Origin of the sequence: Gordonia terrae (assembly GCF_051789125.1) — a bacterium.
Lineage (GTDB): Bacteria > Actinomycetota > Actinomycetes > Mycobacteriales > Mycobacteriaceae > Gordonia > Gordonia terrae_A.
In genome coordinates, this window is the sequence record NZ_CP196526.1 from 4,268,873 (window position 1) to 4,292,053 (window position 23,181).

Annotated in this window: 19 protein-coding genes and 1 tRNA gene; 14 read left to right on the top strand and 6 right to left on the bottom strand. The window is 67.4% G+C overall.

Annotated features, from left to right (window positions below; all coding sequences use genetic code 11):
• Positions 1-130: 130 nt before the first annotated feature.
• Entirely contained in the window at positions 131-1,159 is a 1,029-nt protein-coding gene (selD, locus tag ACSUZC_RS19295; protein ID WP_439030069.1) for a selenide, water dikinase SelD, read from the bottom strand.
• Positions 1,160-1,191: 32 nt separating this feature from the next.
• Here selD and ACSUZC_RS19300 point away from each other — a divergent pair, with 32 nt between their 5' ends.
• The 4 genes from ACSUZC_RS19300 (at position 1,192) to selB (ending at position 4,778) form a co-directional block, all read left to right on the top strand.
• The gene (locus ACSUZC_RS19300; protein WP_439030070.1) at positions 1,192-1,482 is read left to right on the top strand and encodes a hypothetical protein; all 291 of its coding nucleotides are present in this window, start codon (positions 1,192-1,194) and stop codon (positions 1,480-1,482) included.
• A gap of 34 nt (positions 1,483-1,516) precedes the next feature.
• Positions 1,517-1,611: transfer RNA gene (locus ACSUZC_RS19305), tRNA-Sec, on the top strand.
• Between the two features lie 49 nt (positions 1,612-1,660).
• The gene (gene selA, locus ACSUZC_RS19310; protein WP_439030071.1) at positions 1,661-2,977 is read left to right on the top strand and encodes an L-seryl-tRNA(Sec) selenium transferase; all 1,317 of its coding nucleotides are present in this window, start codon (positions 1,661-1,663) and stop codon (positions 2,975-2,977) included.
• Between the two features lie 10 nt (positions 2,978-2,987).
• A complete protein-coding gene (gene selB, locus ACSUZC_RS19315; protein WP_439030072.1) occupies positions 2,988-4,778 on the top strand; it encodes a selenocysteine-specific translation elongation factor in 1,791 nt (596 codons plus the stop codon).
• Positions 4,779-4,806: 28 nt separating this feature from the next.
• Here the strand turns inward: selB and ACSUZC_RS19320 are convergent, their stop codons facing one another.
• Entirely contained in the window at positions 4,807-5,421 is a 615-nt protein-coding gene (locus ACSUZC_RS19320; RefSeq protein WP_439030073.1) for an acyl-CoA-like ligand-binding transcription factor, read from the bottom strand.
• 130 nt (positions 5,422-5,551) lie between these two features.
• On the opposite strand from ACSUZC_RS19320, the gene ACSUZC_RS19325 reads away from it, so the two are divergent.
• The 5 genes from ACSUZC_RS19325 to ACSUZC_RS19345 all read left to right on the top strand — a co-directional run bounded on the left by ACSUZC_RS19325 (position 5,552) and on the right by ACSUZC_RS19345 (position 10,988).
• Positions 5,552-6,379: a mycofactocin-coupled SDR family oxidoreductase gene (locus tag ACSUZC_RS19325; RefSeq protein WP_388056795.1), complete on the top strand. Its 828-nt coding sequence runs from the start codon at positions 5,552-5,554 to the stop codon at positions 6,377-6,379.
• Positions 6,380-6,393: 14 nt separating this feature from the next.
• A complete protein-coding gene (locus tag ACSUZC_RS19330; RefSeq protein WP_439030074.1) occupies positions 6,394-7,248 on the top strand; it encodes a mycofactocin-coupled SDR family oxidoreductase in 855 nt (284 codons plus the stop codon).
• A complete protein-coding gene (locus ACSUZC_RS19335; RefSeq protein WP_439030075.1) occupies positions 7,245-8,195 on the top strand; it encodes an AAA family ATPase in 951 nt (316 codons plus the stop codon). Before ACSUZC_RS19330 ends, ACSUZC_RS19335 begins: the two co-directional genes overlap by 4 nt.
• Before the next feature lie 105 nt (positions 8,196-8,300).
• On the top strand, positions 8,301-9,176 hold the full coding sequence (locus ACSUZC_RS19340; protein ID WP_439030076.1) for a vWA domain-containing protein: 876 nt from the start codon (positions 8,301-8,303) through the stop codon (positions 9,174-9,176).
• Positions 9,177-9,374: 198 nt separating this feature from the next.
• Entirely contained in the window at positions 9,375-10,988 is a 1,614-nt protein-coding gene (locus tag ACSUZC_RS19345; protein ID WP_439030077.1) for a DUF222 domain-containing protein, read from the top strand.
• A gap of 24 nt (positions 10,989-11,012) precedes the next feature.
• Here the strand turns inward: ACSUZC_RS19345 and ACSUZC_RS19350 are convergent, their stop codons facing one another.
• Positions 11,013-12,014, bottom strand: coding sequence for a zinc-binding alcohol dehydrogenase family protein (locus ACSUZC_RS19350; protein WP_439030078.1), 1,002 nt, complete (start codon positions 12,012-12,014; stop codon positions 11,013-11,015).
• A 53-nt stretch (positions 12,015-12,067) separates the two neighbouring features.
• Between ACSUZC_RS19350 and ACSUZC_RS19355 the strand changes: the two genes are divergently transcribed.
• Positions 12,068-12,439, top strand: a complete 372-nt coding sequence (locus tag ACSUZC_RS19355; protein WP_439030079.1) for a winged helix-turn-helix transcriptional regulator — start codon at positions 12,068-12,070, stop codon at positions 12,437-12,439.
• A gap of 74 nt (positions 12,440-12,513) precedes the next feature.
• On the opposite strand, the gene clpB is transcribed toward ACSUZC_RS19355, so the two are convergent.
• The gene (gene clpB / locus ACSUZC_RS19360; protein ID WP_439030080.1) at positions 12,514-15,066 is read right to left on the bottom strand and encodes an ATP-dependent chaperone ClpB; all 2,553 of its coding nucleotides are present in this window, start codon (positions 15,064-15,066) and stop codon (positions 12,514-12,516) included.
• Between the two features lie 252 nt (positions 15,067-15,318).
• Between clpB and ACSUZC_RS19365 the strand changes: the two genes are divergently transcribed.
• On the top strand, positions 15,319-16,722 hold the full coding sequence (locus ACSUZC_RS19365) for an outer membrane protein assembly factor BamB family protein (protein WP_439030081.1): 1,404 nt from the start codon (positions 15,319-15,321) through the stop codon (positions 16,720-16,722).
• 98 nt (positions 16,723-16,820) lie between these two features.
• The gene (locus ACSUZC_RS19370) at positions 16,821-18,263 is read left to right on the top strand and encodes a glucose-6-phosphate dehydrogenase (protein ID WP_439030082.1); all 1,443 of its coding nucleotides are present in this window, start codon (positions 16,821-16,823) and stop codon (positions 18,261-18,263) included.
• Positions 18,264-18,290: 27 nt separating this feature from the next.
• Here ACSUZC_RS19370 and ACSUZC_RS19375 read toward each other — a convergent pair whose 3' ends face one another.
• On the bottom strand, positions 18,291-20,186 hold the full coding sequence (locus tag ACSUZC_RS19375; protein ID WP_439030083.1) for a glycoside hydrolase family 15 protein: 1,896 nt from the start codon (positions 20,184-20,186) through the stop codon (positions 18,291-18,293).
• Between the two features lie 173 nt (positions 20,187-20,359).
• Between ACSUZC_RS19375 and ACSUZC_RS19380 the strand changes: the two genes are divergently transcribed.
• On the top strand, positions 20,360-21,610 hold the full coding sequence (locus ACSUZC_RS19380) for a cytochrome P450 (RefSeq protein WP_439033181.1): 1,251 nt from the start codon (positions 20,360-20,362) through the stop codon (positions 21,608-21,610).
• 95 nt (positions 21,611-21,705) lie between these two features.
• Here ACSUZC_RS19380 and ACSUZC_RS19385 read toward each other — a convergent pair whose 3' ends face one another.
• Positions 21,706-22,482: a DUF427 domain-containing protein gene (locus tag ACSUZC_RS19385; RefSeq protein ID WP_439030084.1), complete on the bottom strand. Its 777-nt coding sequence runs from the start codon at positions 22,480-22,482 to the stop codon at positions 21,706-21,708.
• Positions 22,483-22,598: 116 nt separating this feature from the next.
• On the opposite strand from ACSUZC_RS19385, the gene ACSUZC_RS19390 reads away from it, so the two are divergent.
• Complete coding sequence (locus ACSUZC_RS19390) at positions 22,599-23,150, top strand: DUF6328 family protein (protein WP_439030085.1); 552 nt, start codon at positions 22,599-22,601, stop codon at positions 23,148-23,150.
• Positions 23,151-23,181 lie beyond the last annotated feature (31 nt).

The following is a 23,181-nucleotide window of genomic DNA, read 5'->3' on the forward strand; positions in this document are numbered from 1 at the left end:
AGTGAGCGGTTGCGGATGGTTTCTCGATCTGTGGGTGGGCGGCGCTCCAGGATCGCGGACGTGCTCCCTGAGGTGCGGCCCCCCACTGCTCCCTGAGGTGCGAGGAGCGCAAGCGACGAGCCACGAAGGGTCACCGCACCGTGATCCCCGAGCCCGCGACGGTCTCGCCGACCACCGGATGACCCGGCACCTCACCCACCACCAGGAGCCCGCCCGACGTCTGCGCGTCGGCCAGGAACAACAGGTCGTCGTCGGTGATCCCGGGTCCGAGGGTCAGGTGCGGGCGCACCCAGTCGAGGTTGCGGCGGCTACCGCCCGACACGAACCCGTCGCGCAGGGCCTCGGCCGCGCCGCTCACCGCGGGTACCGCACCACGGTCGAGCACCGCGCCGACGCCGGACGCGCGGCACATCTTGTGTAGATGCCCGAGCAGGCCGAATCCGGTGACATCGGTCGCCGCGCGGACACCGGCCGCGACCGCAGCTTGCGAGGCCTCGCGATTGAGCGTCGTCATCAGCGCGATCGCCTCGTCGAACACCTCACCCGTCTGCTTGTGCCGGTTGTTCAGCAGTCCGACGCCGATCGGTTTGGTGAGGGTGATCGGCAGGCCCGGCTCGGCCGCGTCGTTGCGCAGCAACCGGTCGGGATGGGCGACTCCCGTCACCGCCATGCCGTACTTGGGTTCCGGGTCGTCGATGGTGTGCCCGCCGATCACCGGGCATCCCGCCAGCGCCCCGACGTCGAGACCGCCGCGCAGCACCTCGGTCATCAGCTCCATCGGCAGCACACCGCGCGGCCAGCCGACCAGGTTGATCGCGACGACGGGGTCACCGCCCATCGCGTAGATGTCGGACAACGCGTTCGCTGCGGCGATGCGGCCCCAGTCGTAGGCATCGTCGACGACCGGGGTGAAGAAATCGGCGGTGGAGAGCACGGCGAGGTCGTCGCGGACGCGCACCGCCGCGGCGTCGTCCCCGGCGTCGAGCCCGACGATGATGTCGTCGCCGATCTGACCGGTCAGCCCGGCCACGGCTTGCTCGAGTTCGCCCGGCGGGATCTTGCAGGCGCAGCCACCGCCATGGGCATAGCCGGTGAGTCGGACGGGAGCATCATCGCGCACAGTCACCGTGCCGAGGGTAGCCCTCTCGCAATCAGACATCTCCCCGACCGGGGATCGCTACCATCGGGCTCATGAGGCAAGCAGACGGCGAGTACTACGTCACCGCGGGCGAGCTACAGGCGTTCTGGGAGTCGGGACACGATTACTGGTACATGCGGGAAGACGGTTCGACCGACCTCTACGGCGACGAACTCGACATCACCCACGGATGGCCCATCTTCCTGATGAAGCGGGATGAGGAATGGTTTGCGCAGTGGGACGGTGATTTTCAACGGGCCGTCGAGGATGATCTCAACCCGAAGCTCATCCGCCATTTCGAGGAGCTGATCACCGAGGGGAACTGGCCGCACCGGCAGGACTGACGGTTCTCGCCGTCGGATACGTTGGACGGCGCAGGGAGGCGTATGGGTCCTGGTGGGCTCCCCGGTCTTCAAAACCGGTGAGGTCGAGTATCTCGGCCTGGCGGGTTCGATTCCCGTCCGCCTCCGCCAACCCCCAGGTCCCGGCCGGCTGAGCCGGTGACGAGCGAAGCGAGGAGCCGTGTCGAAGCCCCCCGTCACCGATCCACGTCGCCGGATTCCGCGTACCGACACCCTGCTGGCCCTTCCCGCGGTGTCCGACGCGCGAGTGCGATTGGGCGACACTGCGATCCGCGACATCATCCGCCAGGCGCAGGACTCCGCACGCCGCGGCGACACACCACCTGAGGACGTCGAGCGAATCGTCGTCGAGTCGGTGAGTGGGTCGTACGCGTCGTCGTCTCGCCCGGTCCTGAACGCCACCGGCGTCGTCGTCCACACCAATCTCGGCCGGGCACCGCTGTCGGCGGCCGCCCTCGACGCCGTCATCGCGGCGTCGGGATATGTCGACGTCGAACTCGATCTGGAGACCGGCACCCGATCGAAGCGGGGTGCCGCGACGAGAGAGGCCCTGCTGCGCGCATGCCCCGCGGCCGGCGACGCACTCATGGTCAACAACGGCGCCGCGGCGCTGGTCCTGGCCACCACCGCACTCGCGGCGGGACGTGCGGTGGTGATCAGTCGCGGCGAGATGATCGAGATCGGTGCGGGTTTCCGGCTCACCGAGCTGATCGCATCGACCGGCGCACGTTTGCACGAGGTCGGTACCACCAACCGCACGCACGCTCGTGACTACGCGGAGGCCCTCGCCGCCGACGACGTCGGCGCCATCCTCAAGGTGCATCCCAGCAACTTCCGAGTCGAGGGATTCACCTCCGAGACCTCGCTGTCCCAGCTGCGGGAGCTGGCTCGCGAGCGCGGTGTCCCCATCGTCGCCGACATCGGCAGCGGACTCCTCCGGCCCGATCCGCTTCTGCCGGACGAACCCGACGCCTCCACCACACTCGACGCCGGCGCAGATCTCGTCATCGCGAGCGGCGACAAACTACTCGGCGGACCGCAGGCCGGGCTCGTCCTCGGTGACGCCCCACTCGTGCAGCGGCTCGCCAAACATCCTCTCGCGCGGGCGGTTCGGGCGGACAAACTCGCGCTCGCCGCGATGGAGGCCACGGTAGGCGGACCCCGACCCCCCGTGTCGGAGTATCTCCATGCCGATTCCGGTAGTCTTCGTGAACGTGCCGAAAGCCTGGGCGCGGCAGTCGGATTCCCGGTCGTTGCGCACGACGGTCGCGTCGGCGGCGGTGGCGCGCCGGGCGTGCCACTGCCCGGATGGGCGGTGCGGCTCCCGGTGTCGGCCGCGCAGCGCCTCCGTCTCGGCGATCCGGCGGTCCTGCCGCGCGTCCATGACGACGCGTGCCTGGTGGATGTGCGGTGCATACCGGAAGCCGACGACGCACGGCTGCTCGGGGCGATCCGGCAGGCGCTGAGCGAGTCGTGAACCCCGGCGCATGAGATATGTGGTGGCCACCGCCGGGCACGTGGATCACGGCAAGTCCACGCTCGTGCGGGCGCTGACCGGCATCGAACCCGACCGGTGGGACGAGGAACGACGCCGTGGCCTCACCATCGACCTCGGTTTCGCCTGGACCACACTGCCTTCCGGTGTCGACGTCGCCTTCGTCGATGTCCCCGGGCACGAGCGATTCATCCCGAACATGCTCGCCGGGTTGGGGCCGGCGCCGGTCGTCCTGTTCGTCGTCGCCGCCGACGAGGGCTGGAGCGCCCAGTCCGACGATCATCGCGACGCCATCGCCGCGCTCGGAATCAAACACGGGCTCCTGGTGATCACGCGTGCCGACCGCGCCTCGGCCGAACGCATCGCCGAGGTGATCGGCACCGCGCGAACCGCATTGAGCACGACGGGCCTCGTCGACGCGCCGGCGGTGGCGGTGTCGGCACCCGACGGGGTGGGTCTCGACGAGCTGCGTTCCGCGCTCGACACGGTCTTGGCGGAAGTGCCACGACCGTCGACCACCGGTCGCATACGGTTCTGGATCGATCGTGTCTTCACCCGGACGGGAGCCGGGACCGTGGTGACCGGCACCCTCGCGTCGGGCACGATCACGGTCGGCGACGCCCTGGATCTCCTCACCTCCGACGGTCACCGGAGAATCGATGTCCGCGGAATTCAGAGCGAGGGTGAGCCACTCACGACGACCGGCCCGGTGAGCCGGGTCGCCGTCAACGTACGAGGTGCCGGCGTCGACGACGTCGCCCGAGGTGACGCACTCGTGACGCCGGGTGCGTGGCACTGCTCCGCGGTCGCCGACATCCGGCGGGTGACCGGTATGCCTTTCGACGAGGCGCCGGGACATCTGATCGTGCACATCGGCACCGCCGCTCTACCGGCGCGGCTGCGTCCCTTCGACGCCGACCACGCACGCATCACCGTCGCTCGCGCCGTGGCCCTGGCGCGCGGTGACCGACTGGTACTGCGCGACCCGGGCCGGCGCATCGTCGGCGGTGGCGTCGTCGTCCACCCCGATCCCCCACCCCTGCACCGTCGTGGCGATGCAGCACGACGCGCGGCGGCGTTGGCCACCATGTCCGACGAGGGGGCCGCCGAGGACGTGGCTCGCCGGGGAGCGGTACGCGCGGCGGACCTGATCCGGCTCGGCCTCGTCGGCGACGCGGAGTCCGCACCCGCGGGCGTTCGGGTGATCGGTGACTGGTGGGTCGCCGAATCATCCATGGCCGCATGGTCTCAACGGTTATCTGCGGCAGTCGCCGACGTCCACGAGCGCAACCCGCTCGCACCCGGATTGTCGACGTCCGGCGTGCCCGCGCTGCTGCGACTCCCCGATCCCGTACTGCTACCGGCCGTCATCTCCGACGCGGGACTGTCGTCGTCCGACGGTCACCTGTCGGCGCCCGGCCACATCCCGTCGCTGGGTGACGCCGAGGATGCGATCCTCGCGCTGGAACGGCGGCTGACCGAGCACCCGTTCCGCGCTCCCGAATCCGACGACCTCAGCGCACTCGGCCTGGGCGGAAGGGAACTCGCGGGCGCCGAACGCCTGGGCCGAATCCTCCGGTTACGCGACGGGGTGGTGCTGCTCCCGACCGCCCCGGCTCTGGCGATGCGCACGCTCGCCGCGCTCGATCAACCGTTCACCACGAGCGCCGCCCGGCAGGCGCTGGGAACCTCACGGCGCGTGGTGATCCCGTTGCTTGAGTATCTCGACACCCGGGGCTGGACCCGCCGCCTCGACGCCGGGCACCGCGAGGTCGTGCGCTGACGCGGTCGTGACTCGTGCGCCGACGGTGTCACCGCGGCGGAGGCCCCGGCACCATCAGCGCGAACATCTCTCGCAGGCAGTCGCCGAGTTCGAGGTCATCGCGATCGAGCCACATCTCGTGTGCGGCAGACGATCCGGCTATGACCGCGTGGGCAACGGCGATCGGGTACACGTCGTCGGCGTGACGGAACGGATGAGTCCGGACGTATTCGGCGATCACCGCCCGCCACTGTCGGTACACGACGTTGGCCTGTGCCTGCACCGCGGGGACGGTGAGGATCAGCTGAGCCCGGTGACGCGCCCACGTCGCTTCGGCTCTTCCGTGGTCGATCGCAGCGATGAACGCCTCGGTCACCGTCACATGAGCCGGGGAGTCGGACTCCGCGATGAGACGCCGGAAATGGTCGAGTTCGGCTGCCGATTCGACCCACACCACGTCGGCCTTGGTCGCGAAGTAGCGGAAGAACGTGCGCCGGCTGACCCCGGCGGCGTCGGCGATGTCGCCCACGCTGGTGTTCTCGAAGCCTCGTTCGAGGAACAGTTCCTGCGCTCGTGCGGCCAACTGGTGGGCGCTCGTCGTGGCGGGCCGCCCGCCCTTGGCCGCCTGGAGCTCCGAAGACCGTGCGGTGTCCATGACCGCCATCGTGTCACCCGGAGGCCTCGGGTCCGCTCCGACTGCGGAAACGTCCGTTTCGACCCCTTATGGCACGGTGTGTCATATCCTCCAAGTGAGACGTGCATCACTCAGTACACGTCGCGTCGAAGGGATCGCCATGGGCAAACTCGAGGGCAAAGTCGCCTTCATCACCGGAGCAGCACGAGGTCAGGGACGCAGCCACGCCGTGCGTCTGGCGCAGGAAGGCGCCGACATCATCGCCGTCGACATCTCCGAGCAGGTCGACACGGTCCCCTATGCCACCGCCAAGCCGGGCGATCTCGAGGAGACCGTCCGCGAGGTGGAGGCCCTCGATCGTCGAATCGTCGCGACCGAAGCCGACGTTCGCGACCTGTCGGCGCTGCAGAAGGCGGCCGACGACGGGATGGCACAGCTGGGCCGCATCGACATCGTCCTCGCCAACGCCGGCATCAGCACCATGGCGCCGACGCTGGAGATGGACGAACACATGTGGCAGACCATGATCGACATCAATCTCACCGGCGTGTGGAAGACCGTTCGGGCGGCGGCACCACACATCGTCGCCGGCGGACGCGGCGGTTCGATCGTCCTGACCAGTTCACTCGCCGCGATGTGGGCCAACGAGAACATCGCGCATTACTCCGCCGCCAAGGCCGGGTTGATCGGCATGATGCAGGTCCTCGCGAAAGAGCTGGCACCGCAGAGCATCCGCGTCAACACCGTGCACCCGACCACTGTGGCGACCGAGATGATCCTCAACGACGCCACGTACCAGTTGTTCCGCCCCGACGTCGAACAACCCACCCGCGCCGACTTCGAGGAAGCCGCGAGGCAACTGAACAGGCTGCCGGTGTCCATGGTCGAGCCGGTCGACATCTCCAACGCGATCCTCTACCTCGTCTCCGACGACGGCCGTTACGTCACCGGGACCACGCACGTGGTCGACGCCGGCGGACGACTCTAGAAAGGTCAGACGACATGGGACTTCTCGACGGCAAGACCGTTCTCATCACCGGCGGCGCGCGGGGCCAGGGTCGCGCACACGCCGTCACCTCGGCACGCGAGGGCGCCGACGTGATCCTGCTCGACATCACGCGCAGACTCGACTCCGTCGACTACCCGCTGGCGACGGCCGACGACATGGCCGAGACAGTGCGCCAGGTCGAGGCTCTCGACCATCGTGCATTGTCCTTCGACGCCGACGTCCGGGACCAGGCACAGCTCGACGACGCGGTTGCGGCGGGTATCGCCGAGTTCGGCAAGATCGACGTGCTCATCGCCAACGCCGGGATCTGGACCCGCGCGCCCTTCTGGGAGATGTCCGAGCAGATGTGGTCGGACATGATGGACGTCAATCTCACGGGGGTGTGGAAGTCGGCGAAAGCCGTTGCACCGCACATGATCGAGCGACAGACCGGCTCGATCGTCATCACATCGTCGGTCAACGGACTCCGGCCCGGCATGAACTACTCGCACTACGTGGCCACCAAGCACGGTGTGATCGGGTTGATGAAGAACATCGCGCTCGAACTCGCGCCACACGGAATCCGCTGCAACTCCATCAATCCGGGCGCCATCCGCACACCGATGACCGACCAGCAGGGCGCCTACGACATGTTCGCCGGCCACGAGGGCGGTACCGCCGACGACCTCATCGAGGGCGGTTACCACTTCCACGCGCTCAAGGGCCACACGTTCATGCCACCCGAGGTGATCGCGAACACCGCGCTCTACCTCAACTCAGAGCTGGCGGCCTCCGTCACCGGCGTCACCATTCCCGTCGACGCCGGCCATCTGCTCCTGGCCGGTGTCAATCAGGACCCCGTCAAGTGACCTCGATCCGGTCCAGGGAAACCGGCGACCTCGCGGCGATCCGGGCTCGGATCGCCGACGAGGTGGTCGGCCGCGACCGCGAACTCGACCTCGTGCTCGCCGCGGTTGCCGCCGGTCGGGACCTGATCCTGGAGGGCCCGCCGGGGACGTCGAAGAGCACGCTGCTGCGGGCCATCACGGCCGATTGGGGAATCCCGCTGGTCCTGGTGGAGGGCAACGCCGACCTCACCCCGAGTCGTCTGGTGGGTCACCACAATCCGTCGAGGGTACTTCGCGAGGACTACTCCCCCGAGAACTTCGTCGACGGCCCCCTGCTCGACGCCATGCGGCGAGGCGGGTTCCTCTACGTCGAGGAGTTCAACCGGGCGCCGGAGGACACGATCGACACCCTCCTCACCGCGATGGCCGAGCGCACCATCACCGTTCCGCGCGTCGGAACCATCACCGCCGCGCCGAGTTTCCGCATCGTGGCGTCGATGAACCCCTTCGACAACGTCGGGACGACGCGACTGTCGACGTCGGTGTACGACCGCATGTGTCGCTTGGTGGTCGACTACCAGGACGCAGCCGCCGAGCGCGAGATCGTCTCACGCCGAACGGGATCGACGTCGGCGCGTGTGGTTGCGGACGCCGTCGGCGTCACCCGGGCCACTCGTCGGCACACTGACATCCGCCAGGGCAGCTCCGTCCGCGGAGCCATCGACACCGCACTGCTGGCCCGTCAGCTCTGCGAGATGCGCGGCATCGCGATCCCGCACGACGACGCGACCTCGCCGCCTCGCGATCTGCCGCCGGACTACACCTCCACCTTCCTCGACGCCATGCATGTGGCTCTATCGGGCCGAATTCATCTCGACGACACCGCGATCACGACCGCCGAGCACGTACTCGGTGAGATCTGGCAGAACCACTTCCTGTTGGCGCCGGCGGCGGCCGAACCCGGTTGAAGAGAGGTCGACGCGGACTCACCCCTCGTCCGCGAATCAGGCACGGCGCGAACCGTTCGCCGCAAGCCGCTGCGACGCAAGCCCAAGGAACTGACGGAGAACCCGGTGCTGATCGAGGCGTCCGGTCCCGGCGGCGCCGTCACCGAAGCCGTGCGTCGGCGTCGTACGCAGGACGCCCCGCGCGGATCGTCGCGAGGAACGGTCACGATGACCGACGATGCAGGGGTACGCGACGACGACTCCGGCGGCGCGCCATCGGATCCGGTCGCTCGTGAGCGCGCCGTCAAGATAGCCAGACAGCTGAGCCTGGCGCGTCCGCTGATGACGCGCAACGCCCGCCGCGGCGCCAAAGGGACACTGACCACCCTTCCCTGGCGCGGAGGATCCGACGAGCTCGATCTCGACGCCACCCTCGAGGCGATCGTTGCCCAACCGATTCCGGAGGACGGCGACATCCGTGTGCGGGAGCGGGTGCGGCGCCGGCGATCCATCGTGCTCGCGGTCGACGTGTCCGGCTCCACCCGCGGAGAGCAGGTACGCACCGCGGCCGCGACGGCCGGTGCGCTGGCCGGTGAGCTCGGCCGCGACGACCTCGCGGTCATCGCCTTCTGGTCCGATGCCGCGCTCATCACCCCACTGGGCCGACCGGTGACCACCGAACACCTCGTCGACGAACTGCTCGCACTGCCCGCGCAGGGTCTGACCAACGTCGCGTTCCCACTGCAGACCGCACTCGAGCAGCTCGACGGTGTACCGGCCGCGGATGCGCGCGTCATCCTGCTGAGCGACTGTGTGCACAACGCCGGTCCCGATCCCCGGGAGGTGGCCGGCCGGCTCCCCCGCCTCGACGTGCTGCTCGACACCTCGGGTGAACACGACGCCGAGCTCGGCAAGGACCTCGCGCTGATCGGTCGCGGACGGTGCCGGATGATCCGCGATCACCACGACGTGGTGCGCGCCCTCCAAGCGATCTTCGCCTGAGCGGTTGCGGGGCGACGAGGTCGGTCACCGGGCAGCCCGGATCGGCTGTCTCGCACCTACCACGGGCCACCGACAAATCGGACGCCGCGTTGAAGTCCGGCTTTTGCTGTGCAGCAACAACATCCGAAGCATCGAGCGTCGAATTCAGGTACACTCGAAAGTACGTTCGGATCAACGGTTCTCGGGGAGGTGACCGGCATGACCGACGCCACACGCGTCGTCGACGACGGTTCACCGATGTCGCGCGCCACTGAACTCGTCGCCGACCTGCACCGGATCATCGACGAGCTGCAGACCGTCGACCTCAGCGCGTGCACGGACGCCGACCTCGTCGACGTGGCCGCAGATACCGAAAAGGCAATTGCCCGACTCACGTTCGCCGGGGACAGACAGATCGTGGACATCGCCGACCGCGACCTCCCCCATCGCACCGGCCATCGCAGCATCACCGCGTTCATGACGCACCGGCTGCGTGTGTCCGACCCCATGCGCCGCAACAATCAGCGTCACGCGACCGCGACCCACCTCAACCACACCGGCGGATCGCTCGAACCCGAACAACCCACGTTGGCATCGGCTTTGGCCGACGGACGAGTCGGCACCTCTCACGTTCGCGCCGTCATCGACGTCCTCGATCAGATCCCCCACGGAGTCGACCACGACGTGACAGTCGCCGCCGAACGACAGATGGCCGAGATCGCGCAGGCCCACACCCCCGCCGAGATCACCCAGTTGGGTGCGCGGCTGTTGGCCCATCTCGATCCCGACGGCACCCTCGCCGACGACCGCGAGCGCAAGCGCCGCCGCAACCTGTGGGTCAACAGACAACGCGCCGACGGCACAGCCAAGCTGACCGGCACCCTCACTCCCGAACTCACCGCCCGGGTCACCATGCTGCTCGCCGTATGGGCCAGGCCCGGCATGAACAACCCCGGTGATCCTCAGTCGCCCACCGGCTCGTTCGAGGAAGCCGACCCCGACGCTCTCGCCGCCGCCGCGGAACGTGACGACCGCACGCCCGCGCAGATCAACCACGACGCACTCAACGCCCTACTCAAAGCCGTCCTCGAGGACGGGTTGCTCGGGAGATCTCACCGCGGGCTACCGGTGCAGCTGATCATCAAAGCAGACCTGGGCGACCTGATCCGCGAAGCCGGACTCGCCACCACCGCCACCGGCACCCTGCTGCCCATCCCCGACCTCATCGATCTTGCCGCCGACGTTCAACCATGGCTGGCAGTGTTCAAGAACCACACCGCCGTCCCTCTCCACTTCGGTAGGGGCAAACGCCTCGCCACCCGCGAACAGCGCCTCGTCTCCTTCGCCCGACCCGACGGCGAAGTCTGCTCCGCACCCGGATGCGATCAACCCGCCACCCAGGTCGAGATTCATCATGCCGAAACGGATTGGGCCAAGGGCGGACTCACCGACATCGATGACCTTGCCCCGGCGTGCCCGCGACACAACCGCATGGTCGGCGATCAACCCGGCCAGTACACCACCCACATTCGACGTTCCGGACCCCACGAGGGCCGCTGCGTCTGGCGACTCAACGCCGAACCCGGCGCACCACCCAACCCCGACGGGCTCAACCGCCGACCCGACATACCGAGACGGTTCGCGACACATCTCGACACCGTGCGCCACGAAATCCACGGACCACCAACCCGGCCCGGCGATCAACCACGCCCAACGCAGCCGAATCCGACGATCAGCCACGTCATCGACGCCCGACCACCCCGGCCCGGTCCACCCCAGCCCCGACCCTCTCTTGTCGAGGCACACCTCATGTCGCTCCTCGCCACCCGGTGAGGTCCGCGGGCTCGTGCACGGTGGTCAGCGGGTGATGACCACCTTGCCGATCGCCCTTCCGGATTCGGAGATCTGGTGTGCTGTGCGGAGATTCTCGATCGTGAAGCCCGCAAGTTCACGATTGACCGTGCTGCGGACCTGGCCGGCGTCGACGAGTTCGGCGAGGCGGTTGAGAATCTGGTGTTGCGAGTCGTCTTCCGGTGCGAACAACGGCTTCGAGAACATCAGCTCCCAGTGCCAACTCTGGCTCTTGTCCTTCAGCGGGAGGGTATCGAGACCTTCTGGTTCGTCGATGGCTACGACCTGACCGTGCACGCCCATGATCTCGGCGTAGGACTCGACATTCCCGTCTGAGTGGGGAGAGAAGATGTAGTCCACACCGCGCGGGGCGTACGACCGCACGTCCTCGCGCAGGCGTCCCGGGTCGACGACGTGGTGGGCACCGAGTTCTCGCGTCCATTCCTGCGAGTGAGGCCGTGAGGCGGTTGCGATCACGGTGAGATCAGTCAGGGTGCGGGCCAACTGTATGACCATCGAGCCGACGCCCCCGGCACCCGCCACCACGACGATCGTTCCCGAGTCCGCGGAATCGACCCGAAGCTTCTCGAACAGTGACTCCCAGGCAGTGATCGCGGTCAACGGCAGTGCGGCAGCCGCGCCGAAGTCCAGGGATGACGGTTTGCGTCCGACGATCCGCTCATCGACCAGATGGAACTCGGCGTTCGTTCCCGGCCGATCGATCGAACCGGCGTAGTAGACCTCGTCTCCGACCGCGAGCCTCGACACCTTGTCACCGATCCCGACGACAGTTCCCGCCGCGTCGAATCCCAGAACACGCGGCGGGTCAGAGTCACGCAGTCCCGCACGCACTTTGGTGTCTACCGGGTTGACCGAGACCGCACGGACCTCGACGAGCAGATCGTGCGGACGCGGGCTCGGCACCGGCATTGTCGTCTCGTCGAACGCGCTCGGGTCCTCGACGGAATCCGCGGCGACCGCGACCAGGGCTGTCATGTTTCTCGTCATGGCGCTAAGGTATCCCGACGACCACAGTTACCCACAAGGGAGTCTAGTACCCCTTGGAAAGCATCGAGGCCAACGCCATGTCGCTGCAGTCCCATCGCGGAGACGCCTACTCTGCATCGTGTCCCTGCCGAGGGATGCTCGATCTTCTCGCCGACAAGTGGAGCGCCCTCGTCATCGGCGCCCTACGCGATCAACCGATGCGGTTCGGAGAGCTCCGCGGGCGGCTGGACGGGATCAGCCCCAAAGTCCTCACGGCGACGCTGCGTCGGCTGGAAACAGCTGGGATGCTCACCCGCACCGTCTACCCGGCGGTCCCGCTGCACGTCGAATACGAACTGACGGAACTCGGGGTGGACGCCGCCGGACCGCTGGACGCATTGCGCCTTTGGGTGGAGGACAACCTCGACCGCTTCCCACACCAGTAGCCCACACACGACAAAGGGACCCATCCCGAAGGATGGGCCCCTTGTCTTGCGGTGAACTCTGTCTGACTACGAACTCAGCCGAGCACCAACGACTCGCCGTCGGCACTGACGTTGACCGGCACCACGTCTCCGTCGCGGATGTCTCCGGACAGGAGCTGCCTGGCGAGCTGGTCGCCGATGGCCTGCTGCACCAGCCGGCGCAGCGGGCGCGCACCGTACAGCGGGTCGAATCCCCGTGCGCCCAACCATTCCTTGGCCTTGGTCGACACCTCGAGGTCGAGGCGGCGTTGCGCAAGGCGCTTCTTGAGCTGGCCGAGCTGGATGTCGACGATCGACACCAGTTCCTCGGGGCTCAGCGCGTCGAAGATCACCACGTCGTCGAGACGGTTGATGAACTCCGGCTTGAACGCCGAGCGCACGGCCATCATGACGTGGTCCTTGTCGCCACCCGCACCGAGGTTCGAGGTCAGGATGAGGATGGTGTTGCGGAAGTCCACCGTCCGTCCCTGGCCGTCGGTCAAGCGACCCTCGTCGAGCACCTGCAGCAGCACGTCGAAGACGTCCGGGTGGGCCTTCTCGATCTCGTCGAACAGGACCACCGTGTACGGACGACGCCGTACCGCCTCGGTGAGCTGGCCACCGGCCTCGTACCCGACGTAACCGGGCGGAGCACCGACGAGCCGTGCGACGCTGTGCTTCTCGCCGTACTCGCTCATGTCGATGCGGACCATGGCCCGCTCGTCGTCGAACAGGAACTCGGCGAGCGCCTTGGCGAGCTCGGTCTTGCCGACGCCGGTGGGGCCGAGGAACATGAACGAGCCGAGCGGTCGGTTCGGGTCGGCGACGCCTGCCCGTGCTCGACGCACCGCGTCGGACACCGCACCGATGGCGGCCTTCTGTCCGATGACTCGCTTGCCGAGTTCGTCCTCCATGCGCAGCAGCTTGGCGGTCTCACCCTCGAGCATGCGTCCGGCCGGGATTCCGGTCCACGCCGACACGACCTGGGCCACGTCGTCGGGTCCGACCTCCTCCTGCAGCATCACGTCCTGCGAGGGATCGGTGCCGGTCTTCTCGATCGCGGCCTCGAGTTCCTTCTCCAGGCCGGGGATCTTGCCGTACCGCAGCTCGGCAGCGCGCCCGAGGTCACCGTCGCGCTCAGCCCGATCAGCTTCGCCGCGAAGGCGTTCCAGCTCCTCCTTGAGGTCGCGGACCGCGTCGATGGCGGTCTTCTCCGACTGCCACCGGGCGGAGAGCTCGTTGAGCTTCTCCTTCTGGTCGGCCAGCTCGGCGCGCAGCTTCTCGAGTCGGTCCTTCGACGCCGCGTCGGTCTCCTTCTCCAAGGCGACCTCTTCGACCTCGAGTCGGCGGACGATCCGCTCGACCTCGTCGATCTCGACGGGACGCGAGTCGATCTCCATCCGCAACCGCGACGCGGCCTCGTCGACGAGGTCGATGGCCTTGTCGGGCAGGAAGCGCGAGGTGATGTATCGGTCGGAAAGCGTTGCGGCGGCGACCAACGCGGAGTCGGTGATGCGTACACCGTGGTGCACCTCGTACCGGTCCTTGAGGCCGCGGAGGATGCCGATGGCGTCCTCGACCGAGGGCTCACCGACGTACACCTGCTGGAAGCGGCGCTCGAGGGCGGCATCCTTCTCGATGTACTTGCGGTACTCCTCGAGAGTGGTGGCACCGACCAGTCGCAGCTCCCCGCGGGCGAGCATCGGCTTGATCATGTTGCCGGCATCCATCGCGGAATCGCCTGTCGCACCGGCACCGACGATCGTGTGCAGCTCGTCGATGAAGGTGATGACCTGTCCGGCCGAACCCTTGATCTCGTCGAGCACAGCCTTGAGCCGTTCCTCGAACTCGCCGCGGTACTTGGCACCGGCGACCATCGAACCCATGTCGAGGGAGATGACGGTCTTGCCGCGCAACGACTCCGGGACGTCGCCGGCGACGATACGCTGGGCGAGCCCTTCGACGATGGCGGTCTTGCCGACGCCGGGTTCACCGATGAGGACCGGGTTGTTCTTGGTCCGACGGCTGAGGACCTGCACGACGCGCCGGATCTCGGTGTCGCGGCCGATGACCGGGTCGAGCTTGCCCTCGCGGGCGGCCGCGGTCAGGTCGGTCGAATACTTCTCGAGAGCCTGGTAGGTCGACTCGGGGTCCTCGGAGGTGACCCGCGCGCTGCCGCGCACGGCGACGAACGCCTCGCGCAGGGCCTGCGGTGTCGCACCGAGGTTGTGCAGCAGTTTGGCGACATCGGAGTCTCCGGTCGCCAGGCCGACGACGACGTGCTCGGTAGAGACGTACTCGTCGTCGAGTTCACCGGCCAGCTGCTGGGCTGCGGTGATGGCCGCGATCGACTCGCGGGATAGTTGAGGCGTCGAGCTGGCGCCGGACACCGTCGGCATGCGATCGACCAATGCCTGGGCCTGCGCACGAACGCTCGACGGGTCCACGCCCACTGCCTTCAGCAGTGGCGACGCGATGCCGTCGGACTGATCGAGCAGTGCCACCAGGATGTGGGCCGGTCGCACGTCGGGGTTTCCAGCGCTGGCCGCCGCCTGCACAGCAGAACTCAATGCTTGCTGCGTCTTCGTGGTGGGGGTGAAGCTGTCCACTCGCGTACACCTTTCTCTTTAGTCCAACAGGCTCAAGTATGAGCCATACGGAGGTTGTAACGCCAACAGAGTTGAGTCCATTCCGCTCAGGTCTCAGTTATTTGTGATCTGGCCCACTGGAGCTTCGGGCGCGGCTCGTTCTCGTATCTCCGCATATCCCCTGTGCACGCGGTGTTCGCCCCACCTGGCCGCAGCACTAATGTGCTCGACGGGCATGTACCAATCGCGCGGACAGATCTTGGGGGACTCGACGTGCAGTCATCGAAGCGGACGACCGGGATGTTGGCACCGATCATGGTGCTCGTCGTGGCAGTGACGGTTGCGACGTGTGCGGCCCTGGCCGCGGCAACAGGGACATTCCGACTGCTGCCCGGCACGCCGACAGCCGGAAGCGCACCGATCGACCGAGACGGCGAGTCGCAGTTCTTCGAGTTGGAAGCCATGACCACTGCGCCGGAGAAGTGGTGGACCGTCGACGTCACAGACACCGGCTTGTCCGCCTACCCGTCATACACCGCCACCGTGGCGGGCGATCCGCTCATCTACCTGACGAACAATGACAACCACGACGGACCTGGGCAATTGGTGCTGCTCAACTCCTTTACCGGACAACGCAAGTGGACGGCAAATCTCGACCATCCCACGTCTTGCACACAGGCCACCCTCGGGCAGTTCGTCCCGTGCGAGGACTATGCCGGCAACCAGTCGAGAGTGCGGTACGTCGATCTCCATACCGGTGAAGTCACGTCGTGGTTGTCCGCCGAACGCAAGATCGTGCGGGTCACCGCCGCCAACGAGGCGGGGACGGAGTTCCTGGTCGCCGTCGAAGGTCCCGGGCGCGGCGAGGTCACCGTGCATCGGGGCACCCCGACGAACATGTCCTCGGTATGGAGCGCGACGTTTCGGGTCGAGAACCCGTCCTCCAACCTGTACGTCGACCACGAGCGTCAGACCGGCAACGTCGGATACGGTCCGAATCCCGGAGACTCGGCCACCTTTGACGTGACGACCGGACGCCCGGTGCCCGACGAGTCCGATCCCTACGATCCCAACGTCTGGACGTGGGCGGGTCGCATCGAAGTGCGGGTCGACCCCATCCGCAGGACCTTCGAGATCGTGGACGCGACCGGCAGGGTGATCGCAAGAGGTACCAATCCCGGCAATCACACCGGCAAAACACGCCTGATCGGCGATCAGTACAAGTCCGTCATCTTGGTCGGGGACAGCGCGTATGACACCTCATCAGGCGCCAAGCTGTGGACCGACAGCAGGCTGATGAGTGCGGAGAGAAATCCGTTGAGTTCGATCAATTCGCCGGTCGCGGCGATCGTCGGCAACACCGTCGTCTTCGAATTCCGCGACGACTTCCCGGCCGGGTCGCTGGTGGGAATCGATCTCCGGACGGGACGGCAGCTGTGGCAGAAGGACTATCGCTCCGCGCCGGTCCAGAGATTCGTCGACGACGAGCGCTGGGTCAGCATTCTCGACGGCAGCCTACAGTCCTTCGATATTCGAACCGGACACGAGGTCTGGTCGGTCGCCTATCCAGGAGCTGTGCCTTCCGACAGCCACGACGAAGAGAGCCTCTACAAGATCGACGGCCGACACGTGGTCGTCTCCACGGAGCAGACGGTCTCCTTATTCGGTCCGGAGTAGATCGCTTCATCATTCACGGACCGTGCGTCATCCTGCCCTTTCACGACGCGCGCGCTGCGTATGCGTACTCCGGGATCGTCGATGGGCACTATTGATGCATGACCGCAGACAGCTCCGCACCGGAGAACGCGACCCCGTCCGACACCGACTCGGGCGATGACGCATCCGTGATCTTCATCCTCTTCGGATCGACCGGCGACCTCGCCAAGCGGATGGTCCTGCCGTCGCTGTACGAACTCCACCGGCGCGGGCTGCTCCCCCGCGGATGGCAGCTCATCGGCAACGGGCGGGGCGACCGTACCGACGACGAGTTCCGGCAGCACGTGAAGGACGCGATCGAGGAGTTCGGTTCGGACGGGTCGGTCTCGTCGGACGACTGGGCGTCGTTCGCCGAGAGCATCCGATTCGCCGGGGGCGGGTTCACCGCCGATGATCCCGGACGCCTGTTGGAGGTGATCGACGCAGCCCGCGACGCCGTCGGCGGCTCCGCCCAGCTCGTCCACTACCTGGCGCTCCCACCGACCACCTTCGTCGACTACACCAAAGCCATTGCCGCGCACGATCTCGCGAAGGACTCGCGGGTCGTCTACGAGAAACCGTTCGGTACGTCTCCGGACGGTTTCCGGGCCCTCGACGAAGCAGTCCACGAATCGCTGGACGAGAAGCAGATCTACCGGATCGATCATTTCCTGGGGAAGGAGAGCACCCAGAACCTGCACGTCCTGCGCTTCGCCAACGGACTCTTCACCGGGGTGTGGAACCGCGAACACGTGGCGGAGGTCCAGATCGACGTCCCGGAGACCCTCGACATCGCCGACCGCGCCGCGTTCTACGACGCCACCGGCGCATTTCTGGACATGGTCGTCACCCACCTGTTCCAGGTGGCAGCCGAAGCCGCGATGGAGCCTCCGGTGTCTCTCGGCGCCGACGACCTGCTCGACGCCCGTGAGTCGGTCATCGCGGCCTTCCGTCCACTCGACCCCGCCGAGGTGGTCTTCGGCCAGTACGAGGGGTACCGCGACACCGACGGCATCCCCGATGACTCCACCACCGAGACGTTCGCGGCGGTGCGCCTCTGGGTCGACACCGACCGCTGGCGAGGCGTCCCGTTCCTGCTCCGCACCGGCAAGATGCTCGACCACAGCTCTCAGCGACTCAGCCTCGTCTTCCGGGCCCCCGCCGACGGTCCGCTGACCGACACCCCGGACGACGGCACCGTGCTGACCTTCGACCTGGCCGGTGACGGTGCCATCGATCTGGCCGTCACGGTCAAGGAACCGGGCTCGGGGACCGATCTCTCCGTCGCCCACATGACCGAACAGCTCGACGAGGTGGCCGACGGCCTGTCGCCCTACGCACGGCTCATCGTCGATGTGTTGCGCGGCGACCGGTCTCTGTTCACCCGGCCCGACGGCCTCGCACATGTCTGGGAGGTCGCCGCGCCGGTGCTGGAGAATCCGCCTGCGCCGCAACCGTATGCGGCGGGTTCGACCGGTCCCGCGGCCGCCGACGACCTGTGCGGCGGGTCCGGCTGGATCTGAACGCGGACAGCTGATCGGCGCCTTGGCCTACTCGCCGAGGCGCCGGTCGAGGTTGATCGCCGCGCTGATGAGCGCGAGGTGGGTGAATGCCTGCGGCATGTTCCCGAGCTGTTCACCGGTGAGACCGACCTGCTCGGCGTAGAGGCCGAGGTGGTTGGCGTGGGTGAACATCTTCTCCAGCGCCAGCCGCGCGTCGGCCAGACGGCCGACCCGGGTGAGCGCTTCGACATACCAGAACGAGCACAGGGAGAACGTCCCCTCGGCTCCGTCGAGGCCGTCGTGCCCGCCGTCGGTGTCGTACCGGAAAACCAGCGAGTCGCTCACGAGTTCTTCCTCGATCCGCTCGAGAGTGCGGACGAACCGGTCGTCGGTGGGCGACAACAACTTCACGGCGGGGATCAGCAACAGCGCCGCGTCCAGACGGTCGGAGTCGAGGGTCTGGACGAACGCTCCTACGTCGTCGTTCCAGCCCCGCTCCATGATCTGCACGAAGATGTCGTCACGGGCCTTCATCCACCCGGCGACGTCGCCGGGTAGTCCGCGCTGCCGGCTCATCCGGATCATCCGCTCGAGGGCGACCCACGACATCACGCGTGAGTAGACGTAGTCCTGCGGTTTGCTGCGCACCTCCCAGATGCTCTGGTCCGGACGATCCCAGTTGTCGACGAGCCATCCGGCCACCGTGCACAGATGCGTCCACGACCCGTAGGAGATCCCGGGTCCGTACTTGTTGTACAGGTACACCGAGTCGATGAGCTCGCCGTAGATGTCCAGTTGGAGCTGGTCTGCGGCGGCGTTCCCGATCAGCACCGGCGAGGTCTGCCGGTAACCCTCCCAGTGGTCGAGTTCGGTCTCGGCCGGCGCCGGATCCCCGTCGAGTGTGTACATCAGACGCAGCGGCCCCAGATCTCCCGGCTCGTCGGCACCGTCGTCGAACCGGCAGGTCAGCCAGTCCATGAAGGCGCCGGCCTCGTCGGTGAACCCCAACCGGAGCAGCGCGTAGAGGGTGAACGCGGCGTCGCGGATCCAGACATAGCGGTAATCCCAGTTCCGCTCACCACCGATCTCTTCGGGAAGCGCGGCGGTCACCGCCGACACCACCGCCCCGGATGGTTCGTGCGTCAGCAGTTTGAGTGTCAGTGCCGACCGATGCACCATCTCCCGCCACCTACCGGTGTAGGAGGAGCGTGAGACCCAGTCCTGCCAGAACGCGACCGTCGCGGCGACGACGGCGGGAGAACTGTCGTGGTCGAGCAGTTCTGGTCCGACGGGCTCGGGCGCGAGGACGAACGTGACGCATTCGCCGGTCTCGACGGTGAAGTCGGCCACCGCGTCCCGGTCGTCGACCGGATCGACGCCGACGGTCGAGACGAGGTGCAGCACCAGGTCGTCGGTCTCGAAGCGAACCCGACATTCGTCCTCGACGACCACCGAGTGTGCCGCACGGCCGTAGTCGAACCTCGGCCCGACCGTCACGCGGAACCGGACCGAACCCCGCACACAGGAGATCCGACGGATGATCCGCGTCCGATGGTCGAGGTCGTGTGGTCTCGCGATCGGCATCAGATCCTGCACCTCGGCGACACCGTCCTCGCTCAGGAAGCGGGTGACGAGAACGTTGGAGTCGGGAAGGTAGAACTGCCGCGTCGTGACATCGCCGTCGACCGGTTCCACCGTCCAGCCGCCGCCTCGTCGGGCATCGAGCAACGACCCGAAGACGCTCGGCGAGTCGAACCGCGGACAGCAGAACCAGTCGATCCGCCCGTCGACCCCCACGACGGCCGCGGTGCGGAGGTCGCCGATGACACCGTGGTCGGCGATCGGCAGGTAGTCGCCGGCGGAGTCGGCAGTGGTCGCGCCGTCGCATCGGGAAGTCGGAGTCGCTTCCTCGCCGGATTCGGTCGGGGTGCTCATGGCGGCCATTCGTCACCTGCGTCATCACGGATGGGCTGTCACCGTCGTGGTTCCACCTTCCCGTGGTGGCCCACGGTGTTCGGTCGGGTTCGCGATTCCGGCCAACTGGAACACCCCGATATCGGACACTCGGAGCGAGAACCACCCTCGACCGAAGGACGCACCCGGTGACGACAAGCAACGTGGGCACGAGCACGGCAGACGACGCCGCGAACATCTTCGCCGATGCCAAGGCCTACGCCGACGAGCCGCGCCTACACGCGGCCATGGCCCATCTCCGCCGGCACAACCCGGTGGCCCACGTCGATCACGGGCCCTACCGCCCGTTCTACGCCATCACCAAGCACGCCGACGTCATGGACATCGAACGGGACAACAAGCTCTGGTTGAGCGCGCCGCGGCCGGTGCTGACGACCGCCGCGGCCGACGACGTCGCCAAGGCCCAGCTCGACTCGGGCGCCGGGCTGCGCACGCTGATCCACATGGACGATCCGCACCACCGCAAGGTGCGGACGATCGGCGCCGACTGGTTCCGTCCGAAAGCATTACGGGACTTGCAGACCCGCGTCGACGAGCTGGCCCGGCGCTACGTCGACACGATGCGCGACATCGGCCCCGAGTGCGACTTCGTCGAGGACATCGCGGTCCACTTCCCCCTGTACGTCATCCTGTCGCTCCTCGGCCTGCCCGAGGCGGACTTCCCCCGGATGCACCAACTGACCCAGGAGATGTTCGGCGCCGACGACGCGGAATACCGCCGCGGCACCACTCTCGAAGAGAGGATGGCGACGCTGCTCGACTTCTTCCACTATTTCAGCAAGCTGACCGCGTCCCGGCGAGCACACCCCACCGACGACCTGGCATCCGCCATCGCCAACGGCCTCGTCGACGGCGAGCCCCTCTCCGACGTCGACACCGCGTCGTACTACGTCATCGTGGCCAGCGCAGGCCACGACACCACCAAGGACGCCATCTCCGGTGGGCTGCGCGCGCTGATCGAGAACCCCGGGGAACTCGACCGGTTACGCCGCGAACCCGAACTCGTCGGCACCGCCGTGGAGGAGATGATCCGGTGGACGACCCCGGTCAAGGAATTCATGCGCACGGCCGCCGAGGACACCACCGTGCGTGGCGTGCCCATCGCGAAGGGCGAATCGGTCTATCTCGCATACACATCGGCGAATCGTGACGAGGAGGTCTTCGACGACCCGTTCCGGTTCGATGTCGGCCGGTTCCCCAATAAGCACCTGGCGTTCGGTTACGGCGTGCACTTCTGTCTCGGCGCGGCCCTGGCGCGGATGGAGATGAGGAGCCTGTTCACCGAACTGATCCCGCGCCTGGACTCGATCGAGCTGGCAGGCGAGCCCGAGCTGGCCGCCACCGTCTTCGTCGGCGGACTCAAGCACCTACCGATCCGGTATTCGCTGCGCTGACGCCGACCGGCACTCACACCCACCACGGTTGGACAGTTCCACCCCACCTCGCCGGGTGGATCTGTCCAACGGTGGTGGGTCTTGGGGGGTTCAGATCACTGATCGACGGTGAGTTCGACCCGCTCGTCGTAGAAACAGATCAGATCGCGGACCGGGACAGCGTCGTTCAGCGGATCGGTGTACGTCCACGCGACGTCGGGCACGATGTCGTCTCCGACGACCGCCGACCAGTAGGTGGCCGCACCCTTGTACGCGCACACCGTGACGGTGTCCGAGGGCACGAGCAAGTCCATCCGGACGTCGTCGCGCGGAAGGTAGTGACGGGGCGGAAGGTGGGTTTCCAGCAGGCGCGTCGGGCGCCGACTGTCCGCCAGCACGACGTCGCCGACACGGACGACGACGTGCCGGTTGCTGGTCAGGCAGTCGATGCGCTGAAACGGGTCATGCGGATGACCGACCGTCGGCTCATCCTCCTCGCGCCACTCGTCGAACGCCGACCAGTCGAGCACGACGTGATCGGCGAGGTCGGAGTCGTCCGGGCGGAACGCGGCACCGCGCAATGTCCCTGTGCCGACGGCGATGTCGTAGACCGTGCCCGCCGCGGTGTGGAGCCCGAAGGGGTCGCCGGGCGTCAGGATCGGCGGATGCTCGCCTGCGGCGTCGACAGACTCCGGATTCTCCAAGCTCGCAATCACATCGGAGACCGGAACGGCATAGGAACCCACCACCCGGTACGGCTCCCACACCTGGACGGCCGACGCCGAGTCGACGACGACCTCGCCCCCGACCAGCGCACGCACCCGACGGTGCATGTCCGCCCAGCGCAGGGACCCGAGTTGGGACATGGTGAGTTCGTCCATCGACGTGGCCATGGTCCGATCGTCCTCCGATCGCGGGGCATGCGCCAGACCTGCGGGCAACCGGGAAGTGACCGCTTCGAGACCCGCGATGACCGCTGGACGAGACCCGACGCTGCAAACATGGGCTGGTGGCCAGTCCGACCGACACCGATCGCACCGAACCCGGCGCCGACGACGCCGCGTGGAATCGTGCCCAGCGGGACGAGACGGAAACCCAACGGCTGGACCGCAACTGGAACTCACTACTGCAGGAACTACGCGTCGTGCAGACGGGCGTGCAGATCCTCACCGGGTTCCTCCTCACCCTGCCGTTCCACGACGGGTTCGAGGAACTCGGCGGCGCCCTGCGCGTCGTGTATCTCATCACCGTCTCGTGCGCGGTGGGGGCGGCCGTCCTCCTGGCCGCACCGGTCGCCCTCCACCGCGCGCTGTTCCGGCAGCATCAGCTAGCGATGGTCGTCAACCAGGCGCACTACATGGCCTTCGCCGGGCTCGCCCTCCTCGGTCTGGCGCTGTCGGGGGCGGTCACCGTCGTGTTCGGCGCGACAGCCGGACCGGTGGCGTCGGTGATCGCCGGCGTGTGCACGCTCGTGGCGTTCTCCGTCGCCTGGCTCATACTCCCGCTGTGGCTGCGGGCCGTGGCCGAACCCCCGGAGGAGGACGCATCCCGGTCGCGTTGACAGTCGGCCGCGTGCCGGGGTACGGCTACCA

Bases quoted from the DNA above. Each gene is read 5' to 3' on its own strand.
- ACSUZC_RS19330 (WP_439030074.1), top strand. From the start codon at position 6,394: ATGGGACTTCTCGACGGCAAGACCGTTCTCATCACCGGCGGCGCGCGG.
- ACSUZC_RS19320 (WP_439030073.1), bottom strand. From the start codon at position 5,421: ATGGCGGTCATGGACACCGCACGGTCTTCGGAGCTCCAGGCGGCCAAG.
- ACSUZC_RS19325 (WP_388056795.1), top strand. From the start codon at position 5,552: ATGGGCAAACTCGAGGGCAAAGTCGCCTTCATCACCGGAGCAGCACGA.
- selD (WP_439030069.1), bottom strand. From the start codon at position 1,159: ATGTCTGATTGCGAGAGGGCTACCCTCGGCACGGTGACTGTGCGCGAT.
- ACSUZC_RS19375 (WP_439030083.1), bottom strand. From the start codon at position 20,186: ATGGCCGCCATGAGCACCCCGACCGAATCCGGCGAGGAAGCGACTCCG.
- ACSUZC_RS19385 (WP_439030084.1), bottom strand. From the start codon at position 22,482: ATGGCCACGTCGATGGACGAACTCACCATGTCCCAACTCGGGTCCCTG.
- ACSUZC_RS19345 (WP_439030077.1), top strand. From the start codon at position 9,375: ATGACCGACGCCACACGCGTCGTCGACGACGGTTCACCGATGTCGCGC.
- ACSUZC_RS19370 (WP_439030082.1), top strand. From the start codon at position 16,821: ATGACCGCAGACAGCTCCGCACCGGAGAACGCGACCCCGTCCGACACC.
- ACSUZC_RS19300 (WP_439030070.1), top strand. From the start codon at position 1,192: ATGAGGCAAGCAGACGGCGAGTACTACGTCACCGCGGGCGAGCTACAG.
- selB (WP_439030072.1), top strand. From the start codon at position 2,988: ATGAGATATGTGGTGGCCACCGCCGGGCACGTGGATCACGGCAAGTCC.
- ACSUZC_RS19350 (WP_439030078.1), bottom strand. From the start codon at position 12,014: ATGACGAGAAACATGACAGCCCTGGTCGCGGTCGCCGCGGATTCCGTC.